At 66.9% G+C, this 17350-nt stretch carries 19 protein-coding genes; 9 read left to right on the forward strand and 10 right to left on the reverse strand.

The window, feature by feature from the left end; all coding sequences use genetic code 11:
• The first annotated feature begins 9 nt into the window (after positions 1-9).
• The 4 genes from ipdF to BST28_RS06405 are packed head-to-tail and all read left to right on the forward strand — an operon-like array spanning position 10 to position 3244.
• Positions 10-804, forward strand: a complete 795-nt coding sequence (gene ipdF, locus BST28_RS06390) for a (5R,7aS)-5-hydroxy-7a-methyl-1-oxo-2,3,5,6,7,7a-hexahydro-1H-indene-carboxyl-CoA reductase (RefSeq protein ID WP_019737373.1) — start codon at positions 10-12, stop codon at positions 802-804.
• A 4-nt stretch (positions 805-808) separates the two neighbouring features.
• On the forward strand, positions 809-1387 hold the full coding sequence (gene kstR2, locus BST28_RS06395) for a TetR family transcriptional regulator KstR2 (RefSeq protein WP_019737374.1): 579 nt from the start codon (positions 809-811) through the stop codon (positions 1385-1387).
• Position 1388: 1 nt separating this feature from the next.
• Positions 1389-2573: a steroid 3-ketoacyl-CoA thiolase FadA6 gene (gene fadA6 / locus BST28_RS06400; protein WP_019737375.1), complete on the forward strand. Its 1185-nt coding sequence runs from the start codon at positions 1389-1391 to the stop codon at positions 2571-2573.
• 11 nt (positions 2574-2584) lie between these two features.
• Positions 2585-3244, forward strand: coding sequence for a TetR/AcrR family transcriptional regulator (locus BST28_RS06405; RefSeq protein ID WP_019737376.1), 660 nt, complete (start codon positions 2585-2587; stop codon positions 3242-3244).
• Positions 3245-3246: 2 nt separating this feature from the next.
• Here BST28_RS06405 and BST28_RS06410 read toward each other — a convergent pair whose 3' ends face one another.
• Positions 3247-3912: a TetR/AcrR family transcriptional regulator gene (locus BST28_RS06410; RefSeq protein ID WP_109560655.1), complete on the reverse strand. Its 666-nt coding sequence runs from the start codon at positions 3910-3912 to the stop codon at positions 3247-3249.
• 82 nt (positions 3913-3994) lie between these two features.
• Here BST28_RS06410 and BST28_RS06415 point away from each other — a divergent pair, with 82 nt between their 5' ends.
• Positions 3995-4681, forward strand: coding sequence for a DUF899 domain-containing protein (locus BST28_RS06415; protein ID WP_029248848.1), 687 nt, complete (start codon positions 3995-3997; stop codon positions 4679-4681).
• A gap of 19 nt (positions 4682-4700) precedes the next feature.
• Positions 4701-5090: a VOC family protein gene (locus BST28_RS06420; RefSeq protein ID WP_019735381.1), complete on the forward strand. Its 390-nt coding sequence runs from the start codon at positions 4701-4703 to the stop codon at positions 5088-5090.
• Between the two features lie 72 nt (positions 5091-5162).
• Here BST28_RS06420 and BST28_RS06425 read toward each other — a convergent pair whose 3' ends face one another.
• Together BST28_RS06425 and BST28_RS06430 are read right to left on the reverse strand one after the other, a co-directional pair.
• Positions 5163-6974, reverse strand: coding sequence for a DUF3556 domain-containing protein (locus BST28_RS06425; RefSeq protein ID WP_019735382.1), 1812 nt, complete (start codon positions 6972-6974; stop codon positions 5163-5165).
• Positions 6975-6999: 25 nt separating this feature from the next.
• On the reverse strand, positions 7000-8463 hold the full coding sequence (locus BST28_RS06430) for a class I adenylate-forming enzyme family protein (RefSeq protein WP_019735383.1): 1464 nt from the start codon (positions 8461-8463) through the stop codon (positions 7000-7002).
• 164 nt (positions 8464-8627) lie between these two features.
• Here BST28_RS06430 and BST28_RS06435 point away from each other — a divergent pair, with 164 nt between their 5' ends.
• Positions 8628-9902, forward strand: a complete 1275-nt coding sequence (locus BST28_RS06435; protein ID WP_019735384.1) for a PucR family transcriptional regulator — start codon at positions 8628-8630, stop codon at positions 9900-9902.
• Positions 9903-9928: 26 nt separating this feature from the next.
• Here the strand turns inward: BST28_RS06435 and ipdC are convergent, their stop codons facing one another.
• From ipdC to echA20, 4 genes are read right to left on the reverse strand one after another with little or no spacing between them, the layout of a single operon-like run.
• On the reverse strand, positions 9929-11002 hold the full coding sequence (ipdC, locus tag BST28_RS06440) for a (3aS,4S,5R,7aS)-5-hydroxy-7a-methyl-1-oxo-octahydro-1H-indene-4-carboxyl-CoA dehydrogenase (RefSeq protein ID WP_019735385.1): 1074 nt from the start codon (positions 11000-11002) through the stop codon (positions 9929-9931).
• Complete coding sequence (ipdB, locus tag BST28_RS06445; RefSeq protein ID WP_083080357.1) at positions 10999-11751, reverse strand: cholesterol ring-cleaving hydrolase subunit IpdB; 753 nt, start codon at positions 11749-11751, stop codon at positions 10999-11001. The genes ipdC and ipdB overlap by 4 nt, the downstream gene beginning before the upstream one ends.
• Positions 11748-12641, reverse strand: coding sequence for a cholesterol ring-cleaving hydrolase subunit IpdA (gene ipdA, locus BST28_RS06450; protein WP_083080358.1), 894 nt, complete (start codon positions 12639-12641; stop codon positions 11748-11750). The genes ipdB and ipdA overlap by 4 nt, the downstream gene beginning before the upstream one ends.
• Positions 12638-13393: a (7aS)-7a-methyl-1,5-dioxo-2,3,5,6,7,7a-hexahydro-1H-indene-carboxyl-CoA hydrolase gene (gene echA20 / locus BST28_RS06455; RefSeq protein WP_083080360.1), complete on the reverse strand. Its 756-nt coding sequence runs from the start codon at positions 13391-13393 to the stop codon at positions 12638-12640. Before echA20 ends, ipdA begins: the two co-directional genes overlap by 4 nt.
• Before the next feature lie 76 nt (positions 13394-13469).
• On the opposite strand from echA20, the gene BST28_RS06460 reads away from it, so the two are divergent.
• Both BST28_RS06460 and BST28_RS06465 read left to right on the forward strand, forming a co-directional pair.
• A complete protein-coding gene (locus BST28_RS06460) occupies positions 13470-14246 on the forward strand; it encodes an SDR family oxidoreductase (RefSeq protein WP_029248849.1) in 777 nt (258 codons plus the stop codon).
• 15 nt (positions 14247-14261) lie between these two features.
• Positions 14262-15167, forward strand: a complete 906-nt coding sequence (locus BST28_RS06465) for an SDR family oxidoreductase (RefSeq protein ID WP_065287605.1) — start codon at positions 14262-14264, stop codon at positions 15165-15167.
• 90 nt (positions 15168-15257) lie between these two features.
• Here the strand turns inward: BST28_RS06465 and BST28_RS06470 are convergent, their stop codons facing one another.
• From BST28_RS06470 to BST28_RS06480, 3 genes are all read right to left on the reverse strand, one after another.
• A complete protein-coding gene (locus BST28_RS06470; RefSeq protein WP_165607029.1) occupies positions 15258-15674 on the reverse strand; it encodes a nitroreductase family deazaflavin-dependent oxidoreductase in 417 nt (138 codons plus the stop codon).
• Positions 15675-15746: 72 nt separating this feature from the next.
• Positions 15747-16160 (reverse strand): DUF8021 domain-containing protein, encoded by a 414-nt coding sequence (locus BST28_RS06475; RefSeq protein WP_065287629.1) that lies wholly within the window; start codon positions 16158-16160, stop codon positions 15747-15749.
• A complete protein-coding gene (locus BST28_RS06480; protein ID WP_065287630.1) occupies positions 16160-17311 on the reverse strand; it encodes a steroid 3-ketoacyl-CoA thiolase in 1152 nt (383 codons plus the stop codon). The genes BST28_RS06475 and BST28_RS06480 overlap by 1 nt, the downstream gene beginning before the upstream one ends.
• Positions 17312-17350 lie beyond the last annotated feature (39 nt).

Here is a 17350-nt window from a genome sequence, read left to right on the forward strand (position 1 = left end):
TCGACCGATATGTCCACGGATCTGTCCAAGGCGCCGGAAGAGATCGCCGGGCACGGCCTGTTGGCGGGCAAGACGGTGCTGGTCACCGCGGCGGCCGGCACCGGGATCGGTTCCACCACCGCGCGTCGTGCGCTGCTCGAAGGTGCTGACGTGGTGGTCTCCGACTACCACGAGCGTCGCCTCGGTGAGACCCGCGACGAACTGGCCGGCCTCGGGCTGGGCCGGGTGGAGGCGGTCGTCTGCGACGTCACCTCCACGGCCGCGGTGGACGCACTGTTCGACGAGGCCGTGGCGAAGATGGGCCGGCTCGACGTGTTGGTCAACAACGCCGGACTCGGCGGGCAGACCCCGGTCGTCGACATGACCGACGAGGAGTGGGACCGCGTGCTGAACGTGACCCTCAACTCGGTGATGCGGGCGACCCGGGCGGCGCTGCGCTACTTCCGCGGCGTGTCCCACGGCGGGGTGATCGTCAACAATGCCAGCGTATTGGGTTGGCGTGCACAGCATTCGCAGTCGCACTATGCCGCGGCTAAGGCCGGCGTCATGGCCCTGACCCGGTGCAGTGCGATCGAAGCCGTCGAGTACGGGGTGCGGATCAACGCCGTCTCGCCGTCGATCGCCCGGCACAAGTTCCTGGAGAAGACCAGTTCGTCGGAGCTGCTGGACCGGCTCGCCGACCAGGAGGCGTTCGGCCGGGCCGCCGAACCGTGGGAGATCGCCACCACCATCGCGTTTTTGGCCAGCGACTACTCCAGTTACCTGACCGGCGAGGTCATCTCGGTTTCCAGCCAGCGCGCCTGATGCCATGACGCGCCGTGACGAACTCCTGAACCTGGCGGCGGCGATGATCGCCGAGCGCGGCCTGCGTGCCACGACGGTGCGCGACATCGCCGACGCCGCGGGGATCCTGTCCGGGAGTCTGTATCACCATTTCTCCTCCAAGGAGGAGATGGTCGACGAGGTGCTGCGGGACTTTCTGGACTGGCTGTTCGCCCGCTATCAGCAGATCGTCGATCACGAAACCGATCCGCTGGAGCGCCTCAAGGGCCTGTTCCTGGCGTCGTTCGATGCGATCGAGCGTCGGCACGCCCAAGTCGTCATCTACCAGGATGAAGCCAAGCGGCTCTCGTCTCACGAGCGGTTCTCCTACGTCGACGAACGCAACCGTCAGCAACGTAAGATGTGGCTTGACGTGCTGCAGCAGGGCATTGAAGCGGGATGTTTCCGGCCCGACCTCGACGTCGACCTGGTCTATCGCTTCATCCGTGACACCACCTGGGTATCGGTGCGCTGGTACCAACCCGGTGGCCCACTGACCGCCGCAGAAGTCGGCAGACAATACCTCGCCATCGTGCTGGGTGGTATCACCAAAGAAGGAAGTTGATATGTCACAAGTCGCGCACGTTTCCCAGGCGTATGTCATCGACGCCGTTCGCACCGCCGTCGGCAAGCGCAACGGGTCGCTAGCCGGTATCCACCCGATCGACTTGGGCGCGTTGGCGTTCAGCGGCCTGCTGGACCGGGTCGGAGTCGACCCGGCCGCTGTCGACGATGTGATCACCGGCTGCGTGGACGCGATCGGCGGCCAGGCCGGCAATATCGGCCGGCTGGCGTGGCTGGCGGCCGGCTACCCCGAAGGGGTGCCCGGGGTCACCGTCGACCGTCAGTGCGGTTCCAGCCAGCAGGCGATCTCCTTCGGCGCGCAGGCCATCATGTCGCGCACCGCGGATCTGATCGTGGCCGGCGGCGTGCAGAACATGAGCTGGATCCCGATCTCGTCGGCGATGGTCGTCGGCGAGCAGTTCGGGTTCACCTCGCCGACCAACGAGTCGAAGAAGTGGCTGAAGCGCTACGGCGACGAAGAAGTCTCCCAGTTCCGCGGCGCCGAGATGATCGCCGAACGCTGGGACATCTCCCGCGAAGACATGGAGCGTTTCGCCCTGCAGAGCCACCAGCGTGCGTTCACCGCGATCGCCGAAGGTCGCTTCGACAACGAGATCATCCCGGTCGATGTGGACGGCACCTCGTTCCACACCGACGAGTGCCCGCGCGAGACCACGCTGGAGAAGATGGCCGGGCTCAAGACGCTGGTCGAGGGTGGCCGGCTGACCGCCGCGGTCTCCAGCCAGATCTGCGACGGGTCGGCCGCGGTGCTGCTCGCCTCGGAAAGCGCAGTGCAGGCGCACGGTCTTAAGCCCCGCGCCCGCATCCACCACATCAGCGCCCGTGGCGATGACCCGGTGATCATGCTGACCGGCCCGATCCCGGCCACCCGCTATGCGCTGGACAAGACCGGCCTGAGCATCGACGACATCGACGTCGTGGAGATCAACGAGGCCTTTGCCCCGGTGGTGCAGGCCTGGATGAAGGAGTTCCCGATCGATCCGGCCAAGGTCAACCCCAACGGCGGGGCGATCGCGCTGGGGCATCCGCTAGGGGCTACCGGCGCCAAACTGTTCACCACGATGCTGAACGAGTTGGAGCGAACCGGGGGCCGCTACGGATTGCAAACCATGTGTGAGGGTGGCGGTACGGCAAACGTCACCATCATCGAGCGTCTGGGCGATTAAACTTCAGCGGCATGGGAGGGATCAGCACTCCGACGCCCGCGGGCCGTAGGATCCGCGGGCTCGATGCCGAGCAGCGCCGCGCGCAGCGTCGCGAACAGCTTCTGGCCGCGGCGTTTGAGCTCTTCGCGCGGGACGGCTACGCCAACACCTCGATCGAGCAGATCTGCCAGACCGCCTATGTCGGTAACAAGGCGTTCTACGAGCTGTTCGACAGCAAAGAAGACTGCTACCTGGCGCTGATGAACGAGATCGGTGAACGCATCGAGCGGCAGATCGCCGAGGAGCTGGGCAAGGCCGCCCCCGACGAGCCAGAAGAGGCCACCGTGCGCAGGGTGCTCGCCGCGTTCGCGCACGCACTGGTCGACGATCCCCGGGTGGCGGTGGTGGCGTTCCGGGAATCAACCGGTATCTCGCCGCGGGTCGAGGCGCAACGGCGCAAGAACCGCAGGTGGGCCGCCGACGTCGTCGAGTCGTTCTGGCGCAGCAAGGCGAAGCCGGGTGAAGACATCGATTACCGGGCGATGGCGGTCGCCACCGTCGGGGGTCTGTTCGAGACCGTGGCGGATTTCCTACACGAGACCGATCCGCCGCGGTCGATCGACGACCTCACCCGCGACCTGACCTCGTTCCTGCTCGCCGTCGGAAATGGCATCCACCAGTCCGCCCGGTGAGGTCAGCCCACCAGCCCGGAGATGACGTCGTCGACCGTGCGGCTGGCCAGTGACTCCAGTTCGTGACGGCTGGTGCCGCGCAGCGGTCCGTGCAGGGCCAGCTCGGCGAAACCGTGTGCCGCGGACCAACAGGGCCACTCCGCACCGGCACGCCGTTTCGGTTGCAGCACACCGGCGTCCGTCATCGCATCCAGCGCGTCCACCAGTGCTTGAAACGGTGGTGAGACCCAGTCGTCGCCCTGTGCGGTGAGATCAGAACGGCTCGGCCGATGCGGCGGTCCCAGCTTCGCCTCTCCTCCGTCGAGCCTCGCTGAACCGCCGAAGAACGCCACGGCGAACCACCCCGGCTCGTCCAAGGCAAACTCGATGTAGCCCAGACCGACTGCGCGCAGCTGATTGCGCGCCCTGGTCTGCGCCGAACCGCGCCGGTTCACCGGTTTGAGCATGCGTGCGGCCATCCGGTCCTGGATCGCTATCGAGACCGCGCCAAGCAGCGCCTCGCGGTCGGCGAAGTGCCGGTAGGCGGCGTTGGGGGAGACCCCGACGCGCCGGGTCGCCTCCCGGATGGTCAGTGCCTCCGGGCCGCCGGTCCGGGTGAGCTGCAAACCGGCGTCGATCAGTGCCGCGCACAGATCGCCGTGGTGATAACCGGCCTTTGTTCCAGCCACCTCTTGACAGCCCCCTCGAGTCGAAGTGTACGGTGTCAACATACTCAATGTAGACACCGTACACATCACAATGGGAGGGTTCGTGTCGACGACTTTGGGACTGCCGCCCGTGGTGGATCCATCGACGTGGCGGCGTGAGCTGGACGCCCTTCGTGTCCGGGAGAAGGCGGCCACCCGCGAACTCGACGCGATCGCTGCGCAACGTCGCCGGCTGCCGATGGTCGCCATGCCCGAGTATGTGCTCGAGGGTGAGAACGGCCCGGTGCGATTGGTCGATGTGTTCGACGGTAAGCGGCAGCTGATCGTCTACCACCACATGTGGGTTCCCTGCCAAGAGTGGCAGTGCCCGGGATGTACCGGGTTCACCTCGCAGTTCACCCGGCTGGAGTTTCTGGCCGGCTACGACGCGCGGTTCGTCATCGTCACCCAGGGCCCGATCGACGAAGCGGTCGCCTACAAGCGGCGGGTGGGCAACCGGATGGACTGGTACAGCACCGCCGAAAGCCCGTTCGGTGCCGACATCGGCGTCCCGGAGGGCGGCCAGTTCGCGCTCAATGTCTTTCTGCGTCACGGCGATACGGCGTACCGCACCTGGTACACGAACCGTCGTGGCTGCGAACAGCTCAGCCACACGTTCGGATTGCTCGACGTCCTTCCCCATGGGCGGCAGGAGGTATGGCAGGAATCTCCGGACGGCTGGCCGCAGTACCCCACCTACAGCCGCTGGGCGAGCTCCCCGGAGATCGCCCAGGCATACGGCACCGATTGATCCCAACAAAGTAAGGAGCATGATGTCCGCTACCAACACCGGCCTGACGACGATCAGCCTCGTGTGCATACCGACACCAGAACAGGACAAGGCGGTTGCGTTCTACGAGTCGCTCGGCTTCGAGAAGCGCACCGATGAAGAGTTCGGCGGCGGTTACCGGTGGATCGAGGTCTACCCGCCCAGCGGCACGACCGGTATCGCGCTGGCGCCGCCGCCTCCGGAGGGTGGGGACGTGGTGCCGACCGTCACCGGAATCACGTTGACCACCAGCGACATCGGCGCAACGCACGCGGCGTTGCGGGAACTCGGCGTCGACGTCGACGACGTGTCCCGGATGGGCGCGCCGGTGCCGCCTCTGTTCTGGTTTCGCGACCCGACCGGGCACACCCTGATGGTTGCGGAGGTCTGAGCACCGCGCCGAGCGGGAGGAGTTCGACGCCATCTCAGCACGCCGGGCTAGACGGCGGTGTGGACGGGCGGCTTACCGTTGCGCGCTGTGCTCGCGATATCGGCCGGCGGAGTCGGCGGCCGCAGCGAGCGGCCAGCTGACCTGAATCGGGATCGGTCCGTTGGGCAGCCACGGCTGCTCGGCGACGGCGTCGGCGACCCTCCAGGTGCCGCGCTCTGTGACGCCCAGTGCGGCGTCGATCACCTTGTAGTGCTGGACGCTGCTGTCCTTGGCCTGCGACTCCACCCAGACGATGATGAGCTCTCCGGGCTCGAAACCTGCCTGTCGTTGCACGGCGGCGATCATGTTTTCGTCGTGCAGGTGCCCGTCACCGAAGTTGAACCCGATCAAGGTGTTGCAGGCGAACTCCCCCTCGCGAACGGTCCGGCTGTCGAGGTCGGGCAGGTTCTTCAGCAGCACCGAGAGCAGGCCACGGCCCTGGCTGTGCATACACCGCCAGGCGATTGCCTGCTGCGTGATGATCTCGGCCCACTTCGGCTCGAAACCGAAGTCGACGAACTGGTCGACCTGGTTGCGCGCCGAGCGGGTGACCTTGTCCAGCTTTGCTTCGGCGCCGGGCGCGAATGCCCACACCGCCGACGCCCAGTTGCCGGCATATTGACGCATCGAGGGCAGGAACGACACCTTGTCCGGACGCAGATTGCCCAGGATCGGGAAGAAACACAACCCGGCCACGATCGCCAACGTCAGCCACGGCGAGGACATCTCGGTGACCGCATAGCCGTCCCAGGCCGGGAAGCCGAGGAACAGGAAGACGGTGGTGTAGCCGAACACCACATTCCATTCCAGCGGCACGGCCAGCGGGAACGTCAGGATGATGAAGAGGTGGAAGCAGACCATCAGCAATGCGGCCAGCACCGTCAACCGCATGTTCGTGGAGAACAGCAAGACCAGCGGAGCGGCCAGTTCGACGGTGGTGCCGAGGGCATGAGCCATGAAGTCCGCGATCCGCGACGGGCGCAGGTCCCGCGGGAAGTCGCGATACTGCGCACGCCGCAGCTGCTTCAAGGGGACGAGCGGGGTGTTGCTGATCATCGGCGGAATGACGTTGGAGAAGTGCTTGCCGAACTTCGAAATGCCCGCACCCAGCCAGACGACCACGATCAACAGTTTCAACGCGATGATCATGTTGGTGAAATTCCAGAACGGCAGCACAGCGAAGAAGAACAGTGCCGGCAGATACTGCTCGCCGCGCGCGGCCAGGAAGATCGTCTTGTCCCGCAGGCCGATGAGCACCAGCAGGACGATGGGTGCGATCAGCAACACCGGCGCAACGAGCCCGGAAGTGTTGGCCGGGAGGGCTTCTGACAGTGACTCGCTGTGCACTCCGGGCGCGGACAACGCGACTGCCAGGCTCACCAGCAGCCCGAGGTAGACCATCACATCGAACCAGGTGCGGCGGTCACCGTCGGTGAATGGCATCCATCTCCACGGCCGCAGCCGGATGGTGCCCGGCCTGGCCCAGAACAGGATGCCGCCGGTCATGGGCTTGACCTTGCCGGCGAGCGGGCCCCAGGAGCCCGCCACGCCGATGACTTCGAGCAGCACCACCCACAGGATCACTTTTTGGTAGACGATGGGTTGGTTCCACCATTGCGCGACGTGCCAGAACGCCGGCAATCCCGAAGTCGCCGTCGCAATGGTGATGCCGCCCAAAACGAAGAAGAAAATCAGCTTCGTGAGGTAGATGACGTGAACCATCCTGGGCGTGCCGAATCCGTTGTCGACCCAGTTCAGGGCGAGGATGTGGACCCGTTCCATCAGGGGCTTCCGCAGAAACTCGTCTGGGTTGACCTGCGGCAGATTCGCCTGGATGAAACCCATGTTTTCGCTCCTTCAGGTGCGTCGATTAGACGGTTGCGGCGTGGTGCTTGCGTAGCGTCGGCTTGTCGATCTTGCCGACCGGATTTTTCGGCAGGGTGTCGAGAATGGTGATCTCCACCGGCCGTTTGTATTTCGAAAGCGAGCGGCCAAGGTGCTCGCCGATCGTGTCGGTACTGATAGCCATGCCTGAGTTCAACGAGACGAACAGCACGGGCTCTTCGCCGTATTTCGGGTTCGCCCGGCCGATCACGGCAGCTTCGGCGATCTCGGGGAGCTGATAGACGACGGTCTCGATCTCCTTGGGATAGATGTTCTCGCCGCCGCGGATGATCATGTCCTTAGCCCGGTCGACCAGGATGAGGTAGCCGTCCTCGTCGAGACGACCGACATCCCCGGTGTGCAGCCAACCGTCGACGATGGTCTTCGCGGTCTCCTCCGGACGGTTGAGATAACCGCGCATGATGTTGGGGCCCTTCACCAGCACCTCGCCGGTTTGCCCCGCCGGGACGTCGTTCCCGTCCGCGTCGGCGATCCGAATCTGTTGGCCGGGCAGCGCAACTCCGACGGTGCCGGCCTTTCGCACACCGCCGAGGGGGTTGCCGGTGCTGCCGCATGTTCCCTCGGAAAGGCCGTACCCCTCGATGATCGGGATCCGGTAGCGGGACTCGAACCTGTCGAGCAGTTCGACACTGGCCGGTGCCGCACCGCAGACGGCGAATCGCAGCGAGGATGTGTCCGGCTGCACCTCGGGGGGCAGGTCGGACAGCATGGTGTAAATGGTCGGCACCGCAGAGAAATAGGTGGGTCGGCTGCGCTCGAGGCGTTCGAAGAATGTCGTCGGGCTGAACCGTCCGGCGATGACGGTGCTGCCGCCGGCGATGAGCGGCGCCAGGGTGCTGACGACGATGCCGTTGACGTGGAACAGTGGCAGGATCAGCAGGCTGCGGTCGGCGTTGGTCAAGAAGAACGCGTCGATCATCATGCGGCACATGGCATTCAGATTGGCGTGGTCGAGCATCACGCCCTTGGGGCGGCCGGTGGTGCCGCTGGTGTAGACCAGCAGTGCCAGTGCGTCGTCCGCATATTCGGCCGGCGCCTGGTCGAGGTCCGGCCCGCCGGTGGCCAGTTCACCCGCGGTCAACATCACCGGCGCCGGAGCGTAGTCGAGCAGCTGCTCGGCGATGAGCACCTTGGCTGCCGCGTCCTGGAGCTGGTGGGTGACTTCGTCGGGCACCAACGAAGGGTTGACCGGGGTGACGGTGGCGCCGAGGCGCCAGGCGGCGAACAGGGCGACGACGAAGTCGGCCGTGTTGGGAAGCATGAGCGCCACCACGTCGCCCGCCGACACCCCGTTCCCGGCCAAAGTGCTCGCCACCCGCTGCACCGCGGCCAGCAACTGCGTGTTGTTCAGCTCGATTTGATCGTCGGCAACCGCGGGCGCCGCGGGCGATAGCTCGGCGCGGAGGTCGGGCAGCGCCGCTAGATGCATGGTCGATCCCGGGTCTGTGGTCATCAGCGTCTGAACCTAGGGTGGAATGAATCGGCGCACACCGTTACCAGGCAACAGCGTGGTGCGCCGGAGTTGTTTCGCGGAAACAACCGCGCCGCCCACTCTGAGCACAGGTCTCCGACAGAACCGCATAAGATTTGTGGATGGTGGAGCGGAGCGGGGACGACTCGTCGGTCGTCGCCGAGTCGGCGGCGGTCATCGCAGGGCTCGAAGGCCGGCTGGACGAGGTGACCGACATGGTCGTGCAGCACCTGCTGGCAGAGATCGCCGAGCTGCGCGGCGAGACCCAACTACTGGAGCTTCTCCGCGCCAGCGCGGAGCGAAACATCGACACCGTTTTCGCGGCGATCCACCACAACATCCCGATCGAGCATGTCGAGCCACCGACCGCGGCGCTGGAGCATGCGCGGCGGTTGGCGCAGCGCGGAGTGCCGGCAAACGCCCTTGCGCGCGCGTATCGGCTCGGTCAACAGACAATGCTGGACATCGTTCTCAACGAGGTTCAGCTGGCCGACCTGGACCCACGACGAAGCCTCGCAGTGTTTCGGCAGCTCACCGACATCACCTTCAAGTACATCGATCGGATTTCGCTGCAGGTCATCGCCGCCTACGAGACCGAGCGGGATCGCTGGCTGGAGACGCAGAACAGCACGCGCGCGCTACGCGTTCGCGAACTGCTCGATACCGAGACCGCCGACGTCGATGCGGTGAGCCTCGCAATCGAATATCCGCTACACCGTTGGCACCTTGCCGTGGTGGTCTGGTGTCCCGAGACCGATCAAGACGACGAGCTGGTTCGTATGGAGCGGCTGGTCCGTGGCCTCGGCGAGACCCTGGGAAGTCAGGGCCGTCCGCTTTTCGTCGCCGCGGACCGGGTGACCGGCTGGGCGTGGATCCCGCTCACGGTCAACTCCGCTCGCGATGCGGTGAGTCGTACTCGCCGCTTCGCCGAGGCGGACAAGCAGGCACCGTCACTCGCGATCGGCGACCCACTGCCCGGCGTTGACGGCTTCCGGCGTTCGCACCGTCAGGCGCTGGGTGCGCACGCGGTTGCTCTCGCGGCCGGGCCGGGTGCGCCGCGAATCCTCGCCAATAACGATTCGGGCCTGTCCGCCGCGGCGCTGCTCGCCGACAAACTCGACGTGGTGCGCGTCTGGGTCGCCGACGTGCTCGGCCCGCTGGCTTGCGATACCGAAGCTGACCAACGGCTCCGGGAGACGGTGCGGGTGTTCCTGCGCGCCGGTTCGAGCTACAAGGCGGCTGCCGCGGAGCTGAACTTGCATTTCAACTCGGTGAAATACCGCATCCAGCGTGCCGAGGAACGCCGCGGCCGGCCGATCAGCCACGATCGGCTCGAAGTGGAATTCGCTCTGCTGTTATGCCATTGGCTGCGCGCCGCGGTACTTCGCGGCGTGTGACATCTGCGGAATGACCGCCGCCGTCATTACTGGATGAAGGCCGACGCCGCGCGCAGGTGCTCGACCGCCTCGTCGACGATCGAGGTGATCAGCTGCGCGCACGACGGCAAGTCCTCGAGGATGCCGGCCACCTGGCCCGAGGCCAACACACCGGCCTCGGTGTTGCCTTCCACCAGACCCGCCTTCAGCAGCATCGGGGTGTTGGCGGCCATCAGCACCTGCGACCAGGTGAGCTCCTTGCCGTGGCGCATCGCCAGCCCGTCTTTGACCATGGTCGGCCAGCTCATCTGCGACATCTTCTTGAACTTCGCGGCGTTGCGCACGGCGGCGGTGAATCCGCGTGCTCGCGAACCGCTTTCAAGCCTCTCGACCAGCTCGGTGCGCAGCACCCGGTGCGGCATGCCGTCGACGCGGGTCGAGACCACGGTGCCGCTCAGGTCGGCGGCCAGGTAGCGCTGCTTGACCGCGTCCGGAACGGTGGAGTCGCTGGTCAGCAGGAACCGGGTGCCCATCGCGACCCCGGTCGCTCCGTAGGACAGCGCGGCGGCCAACCCCCGGCCGTCGAAGAAGCCACCGGCGGCGATCACCTGCACTCCGGTACCGGCGACGGCGTCGAGCACCGACGGCAACAACAAGGTGGTGGCGACCGGGCCGGTGTGCCCGCCGCCCTCGCCGCCCTGCACGATCACCGCGTCGGCGCCCCAGGACGCCACCTTCTTGGCGTGCTTGGCCGCACCGACCGACGGGATCACTTTCGCTCCGGCCTCTTTGAGCTTGGCGATCAGCTCGGCCTTGGGGGCCAGGGCGAACGACGCCACCTTGACGCCCTCGCGGATCATCAGGTCCACACGGTCGCCGGCGTCGGATGCGTCGGCGCGGATGTTGACCCCGAACGGCTTGTCGGTGGCGGACTTCACCTTGGAGATCGCGGTGGCCAGCTCGTCGATCGTCATGGTCGCCGAGGCCAGGATGCCCAGCCCGCCGGCGTTGGCGGTGGCCGAGACCAGTCGGGCGCCGGCCACCCAGCCCATCCCGGTCTGTACCACCGGGTGTTCGATGCCGACCAGCTCGGTCAGCGGGGTCTTGATGCGGCTCGTCATGCCCGTACTTCTTTGTCCCGCAGCGACTTGGGGTCGATCACCTCGCGGATCAGCCGCAGCTCCTCGGCCTCGGGCAACCGAGTCGTAGCGGCGTCGGCTAGGCCGTGCACCTCGAACGAGGTGTTCTCGGCGACCTCCTCGGCGGTGACACCGGGGTGCAGCGACACCGCACGCATCTGGTGGCCCGGGCCGCCGAAGTCGAACACGCCGAGGTTGGTCACCACCCCGCCCAGGTTGAAGAACCGGAACGCCGGGTTGGCCGGGTCGACCTTGTCGTAGCCGATGCCCGAGACGATGTCGACCGTCTCGCAGAACACCCGTGCCGAATGCGCGCCCACCCAGTAGCTGGTCGTGTGGTTGATGGTGTTGCCGGGGGCACCGCGGACACCGAACATCTGCCGGGTGGGATGTTGCAGCGGACCGAACGCCGACAGGTTCTGGTTACCGTAGCGGTCGATCTGGTTGGCGCCCATGATCACATGGCGCCGGCCCCACGACAGTGTTTCGAAGACCCGATTGAACGGCATCCACCCTTCCAGCGGCCCGACCTTGCCGATCGCCGGCGTGTCGGCCAGGATGCGGGCCTCCCCGTCGGTGATCACCAGATCGGGGGAGAAGGTGAGGCGGGCCAGGCGCGCGCCCACCGAGGGCACCGTGGCCATGGGTGAGGCCATGATCTCGCCGGCGTCGCGGAACAATTCGGCGCAGGCGACCGCGCAGATCTCGGCGCGCGTGGGTGAATCGGTCATGCTTGGGCCCCTGATTCCTGGTTGGCTCCGAATGCCTTGACCGCCGCCTGGTAGTCGTCTTCGCTACCGGACAGGTAGGTGGCGGTGAACTCCGCCCAGGCCTCGTCGGACTTGGCGGCTTCGGCGTAGTGCCGCTGGAACTTCTCGTCGCGGCCGTAATCTGCTGCACCGATGGTGAAGTGGGCACCACCGGGTGCTTCCACCACCTTGTCCACCATCATCCGGTTGATGATCTGGGTCTGCGGCGACGTGGTGGCGACCAGCTCTTCGGTGGGCACGATCTTCTCCACCGACAGGAAGCGGCGCTGCGCCGACATCAAGAACAGGTCGTCGAAGTACGGGTCGATGCCGGTGTAGGCGGCGTTGCCCCGGGCGTCGCCGAGGTTCATGTGCACGAACGCGGCGTCCAGGTTCAGCGCCGGCATCGCGATCAGCGTCTCGGCACCGCCCGCCACGGGGTACGGCGAGGTGACGGTCTTGAGCTCACCTTCCCAGAAGTCGATCACCGAGCTGCCCAGGCCGGCCCGGATCGGCAGGAACGGCAGTCGCTGGGCGGCGGCTTGCAGGCCGCACCGCAGCATGCCCTCGTCCATCTCGCGGGCCTCGATCGCGCCGGTGGTGCGGGCACGCGCGAACCAGGGGTCGTAGAACGGCGGGGAGTCCAGCGAGACGAATCCGTAGTAGGCCCGGCGCACCTTGCCCGCCGAGCACAGCAGCCCCAGATCCGGTCCGCCGTAGGTCACGACGGTCAGGTCCTTGACGTCGGTGCGCAGGATCGCGCGCACGAACGCCATCGGCTTGCGGCGCGAGCCCCAGCCGCCGATGCCGATGGTCATGCCGTCGCGCAGCTCGGCGACGGCCGCGTCGAGAGTGGTTACCTTGGTCGTCACTTCTTCCCCTTCTCGGTGCCGGCGAACGCGTCGCGGTGCTCGTCGGCGACCCCGGCGAGGTTGAGCTCGAAGGTGAAGCCCTGCTCCATCCGGTAGCTGGAATTGACCTTCTGCACGTCAATGAGGTTGAGCGCTTCTTTGGCGGCCCGGATCACCCGGGTGTCTTTGGCGGCGATGTCGCGGGCTACCCGCAGGGCGGCCTCGTCGAGCTCGGTGCGCGGCACCACCTCGTGCACCGAGCCGTACTGGTGCAGGGTGGCGGCGTCGACGGTGGCGGCGGTGTAGAAGAGCCGGCGCATCATGTGCTGCGGTACCAGCCGGGACAGGTGGGTGGCCGCACCCAGGGCGCCGCGTTCCACCTCCGGCAGGCCGAACTTCGCGTCGTCGGAGGCCACGATGACGTCGGCGTTGCCGACCAGGCCGATCCCGCCGCCGACGCAGAACCCGTTGACCGCGGCGATCACCGGCACCGCGCACTCGTAGACAGCCTTGAAGGCGGCGAAGCAGCCCCGGTTGGCGTCAATGAGCGCGGTGAAGCCCTCGGTGTTCTGCATCTCCTTGATGTCTACGCCGGCGTTGAAGCCACGGCCCTCGGCCCGCAGGATCACGACGTGGGTGGCCATGTCGTTGCCGGCGGCGGTGATGACTTCACCCAGCTCGAACCAGCCGCGGGACGGAATGGCGTTGACCGGGGGGTAGTCGACGGTGACCGCGACGATCCCGGGTTCGACGGTGGTGGACGTGATCGGCATGGGCGGACTTCCCTGTCGTATGGGGCGTGGGGTACCTGAGCTACCTAAGCAAGCACTTGCTTGGTACGCTAGCACAATGTCTGATCCCAAGCCCGCCGCGCTCTGTCTTGGATTGACCGGCAAGGTGGTCCTGGTGACCGGCGGGGTCCGCGGTGTCGGCGCGGGCATCAGCGCCGTCTTCGCCGATCAGGGTGCGACGGTGGTGACCTGCGCCCGGCGGCCGGTGGAGGGCCTGCCGTATGACTTCCACGCCTGCGACGTCCGCGACGACGACGCGGTCAAGGGACTGATCGACGCCGTGGTCGACCGCCACGGGCGGCTCGACGTGGTGGTCAACAACGCCGGCGGCTCACCCCACGCGCTGACCGCGGAGGCCTCGGCCAACTTCAGCCGCAAGATCATCGAGCTCAACCTGATCGCGCCGCTGCAGGTCGCCCGGCACGCCAACGCCGTCATGCAGACCCAGGACAGCGGCGGGTCGATCATCAACATCACCAGCGTCAGCGGGCATCGCCCGTCGCCGGGCTCCGCGGCCTACAGCGCCGCCAAGGCCGGCGTGGACAACCTGACCGCCACCCTGGCCGTCGAGTGGGCGCCCAAGGTCCGGGTGAACTCGGTGGTGGTCGGCATGGTCGAGACCGAGCAGTCAGAGCTGTTCTATGGCGACGCCGAGTCGATCGCCGCCATCTCCGCCACCGTCCCGCTGGGCCGGCTCGCCAAGCCCGCCGATGTCGGTTGGGCGGCAGCTTTTCTGGCTTCCGATGCCGCGTCCTACATCAGCGGCGCCAGCCTGGAAACCCACGGCGGGGGCGAGCCGCCGGTCTACCTCGACGTTTCGAGCGCCAACAAATAAAGGAGAAACACACACATGGGACTTCTCGACGGCCGCGTGGTCATCGTCACCGGAGCCGGCGGCGGAATCGGGCGGGCACACGCGCTGGCGTTCGCCGCCGAGGGCGCCCGGGTAGTGGTCAACGACATCGGCGTCGGGCTGGACGGCTCACCGGCCGGCGGGGGCAGCGCTGCCCAGGCGGTGGTCGATGAGATCGTCGCCGCCGGCGGGGAGGCCGTCGCCAACGGCTCCAACGTGGCCGACTGGGATGCCGCCGCCGCGCTGATCCAGACCGCGGTGGACACCTTCGGTGGACTCGACGTCTTGGTCAACAACGCCGGAATCGTTCGCGACCGGATGTTCGCCAACACCAGCGAAGAGGAATTCGACGCCGTGGTCGCCGTGCACCTCAAGGGGCACTTCGCCACCATGCGGCACGCCGCCGCGTACTGGCGGGCCCGGTCCAAGGCCGGCGAGACCGTGGATGCGCGCATCATCAACACCAGCTCCGGTGCCGGCCTGCAGGGCAGCGTCGGGCAGGCCAACTACTCGGCGGCCAAGGCCGGCATCGCTGCGATGACGCTGGTCGCCTCCGCCGAGATGGGCCGTTACGGCGTCACCGTCAACGCGATCGCCCCGTCGGCGCGCACCCGGATGACCGAGACCGTGTTCGCCGACATGATGGCGACGCAGGACCAGGCTTTCGACGCGATGGCCCCGGAGAATGTGAGCCCGCTCGTGGTGTGGCTGGGCAGTGTGGAGTCCAAGGACGTGACCGGCAAGGTCTTCGAGGTCGAGGGCGGCAAGATCCGCGTCGCCGAGGGCTGGGCGCACGGGCCGCAGGTCGACAAGGGTGCCCGTTGGGACCCCGCCGAGCTGGGTCCGGTCGTCACCGACCTGCTGGCCAAGGCCCGTCCGCCAGTCCCGGTCTACGGCGCGTAAGCGTTCACTCCGAACGTGTACTGAGCGCGAGATTTTCGCGACTTTTTCGCACTGGTTGCACGTTCGGCGTTCAGGCTGCCCGCACCGCTGTCACGGCTCGCAGATGACGATCGGGATCTCGCGGTCGGTCCAGGCGCGGTAGTTGACGAAGTCGGGGTACATCGCGTCGAGCTTCGGCCAGTAGGCGGCCCGCTCCGACTGGCTGGCGTCCCGGGCGCGCAGCGCCAGGACCTCGTTGCGGATCCGGAACGACACCTGCGGGTTGGCTTTCAGATTCAGGTACCACATCGGGTTGGTGGCGCGACCGCCCTGGGAAGCCACCAGGACCACCCGGTCGCCCTCCCGCAGGAACAGCAACGGAGACTCACGGGGCTGACCGGTCTTGCGTCCGGTGGTGGTGAGGATGCCGACTTCGGGGACCTCTCCGAAATGTTTGGTACCCAACCGCCACTTGCCGCCGATCCGGCCGCCGGTGGCCTTGTAGGCCCAGGTGTTGGCCCGGGACATCCACTTGATGATGGTGCCGGTGACCGGCGAGTCCAGTGACTTCGGCTTCTCTGGTGTCTCCACGGCACCACCCTAACGTTGCACGAACGGACGGATCCCGGCCCGGATGTGGTGGATGACGGCGGTCCCGTCCGGGCTGTCGGCGGGAATGACGAACACCTCGTCGACATGGGCGCACACCCGCCGCCCGAACAGCGACGGCTTGGTGATGATGTCGTAGACCGCCCGCACCTCGTCGCCGTCGACGCTGTAGTCGGGCAGCGTGGCGGCTGCGATCAGCCGGAACTGTGGCCCGCGATTCAAGCTGCGGCGCAAGTGTTTTCCGGAGAATCCGGTCTTGAGGCCGACTTCGATTCGGGTGCAGTCCGGGGAGAACCGGACCGCGGAGGCATCGTGGCTGACCAGCGCGTCGATGTAGGCCTGGGCCGCCGCGATGCGATCGGCCTTCGAAACCGGCTTCGAGACAGGCTCCGACACCGCCGCCACTAGATCCGCTCGATGATGGTGCCGGTCGACAACGCACCGCCGGCGCACATGGTGATCAGCGCGGTCGAGGAGTCGGTGCGCTCGAGCTCGTGCAGCGCGGTAGTGATCAGCCGGCTGCCGGTGGAACCCACCGGGTGCCCCAGGGCGATCGCCCCGCCGTTGACGTTGACCCGGGCCATGTCGGGGTTGTGTACCGCGGCCCAGGACAGCACCACAGAGGCGAAGGCCTCGTTGATCTCGACCAGGTCGATGTCGCCGATCTTCATCCCGGCCTTCTCCAGCACCTTGGCGGTGGACTGCACCGGGCCGTCCAGGTGATAGTAGGTCTCCGCGCCGACGTTGGCCTGGCTGATGATCCGGGCCCGCGGCTTGAGGCCCAGGGCCTTGGCCTTGTCTTCGTCCATCCACAGCACCGCGGCGGCGCCGTCGGAAATCTGCGACGAGGTGCCGGCGGTGTGGATACCGCCCTCCATGACGGGCTTGAGTGCGGCAAGGCCCTCGGCCGTGGTGTCACGCAGGCCCTGGTCGCGGCTGACGGTGTTCCACTCGGAGGTGGGCTGCTTGTTCTCGTCGATCACCGGGGCCTCGATCGGGGAGATCTCCCGGTCGAATCGGCCCTCGGCCCAAGCCTGCTTGGCCAGCTGCTGAGACCGCAGCCCGAGCGCGTCGACGTCGGCGCGGGTGATGCCCCGGCGCTTGGCGATCCGTTCGGCGGCCTCGAACTGGTTGGGCAGGTCGATGTCCCAGGAGGCTGCGCGGGCGCCGCCGCCGTTGGCGCCGAGCGGTACGCGGCTCATCGCCTCGACGCCGCAGGCGATGCCGATGTCGATGGCGCCGGTGGCGATGAGGCCGGCGATCAGGTGGTTGGCCTGCTGCGCGCTGCCGCACTGGCAGTCGATGCTGGTGGCGCCGACATGCTCGGGCAGCCCGGCCACCAGCCAGGACTGCCGGGTGACGTTGTTGCCCTGCTCGCCGAACTGGGTGACACAGCCGCCGATGACCTGCTCGACGCTGCCCGCGTCGATCCCGGCCTTGGTGATCAGTGCCTTCTGGACCGCGCCGAGAAGTTCGGTGGCGTGCAGGCCGGACAGCCAGCCGTTACGTTTACCGATGGGGCTGCGAGTGGCTTCGACGATGACAGGTTTACCCATGGGGCCAGGCTAGAACACGTTTCATTAGTCTGACAAGCG

The sequence above is a fragment of the Mycolicibacter kumamotonensis genome (assembly GCF_002086285.1).
In the GTDB taxonomy this organism is placed as follows: Bacteria; Actinomycetota; Actinomycetes; order Mycobacteriales; family Mycobacteriaceae; genus Mycobacterium; species Mycobacterium kumamotonense.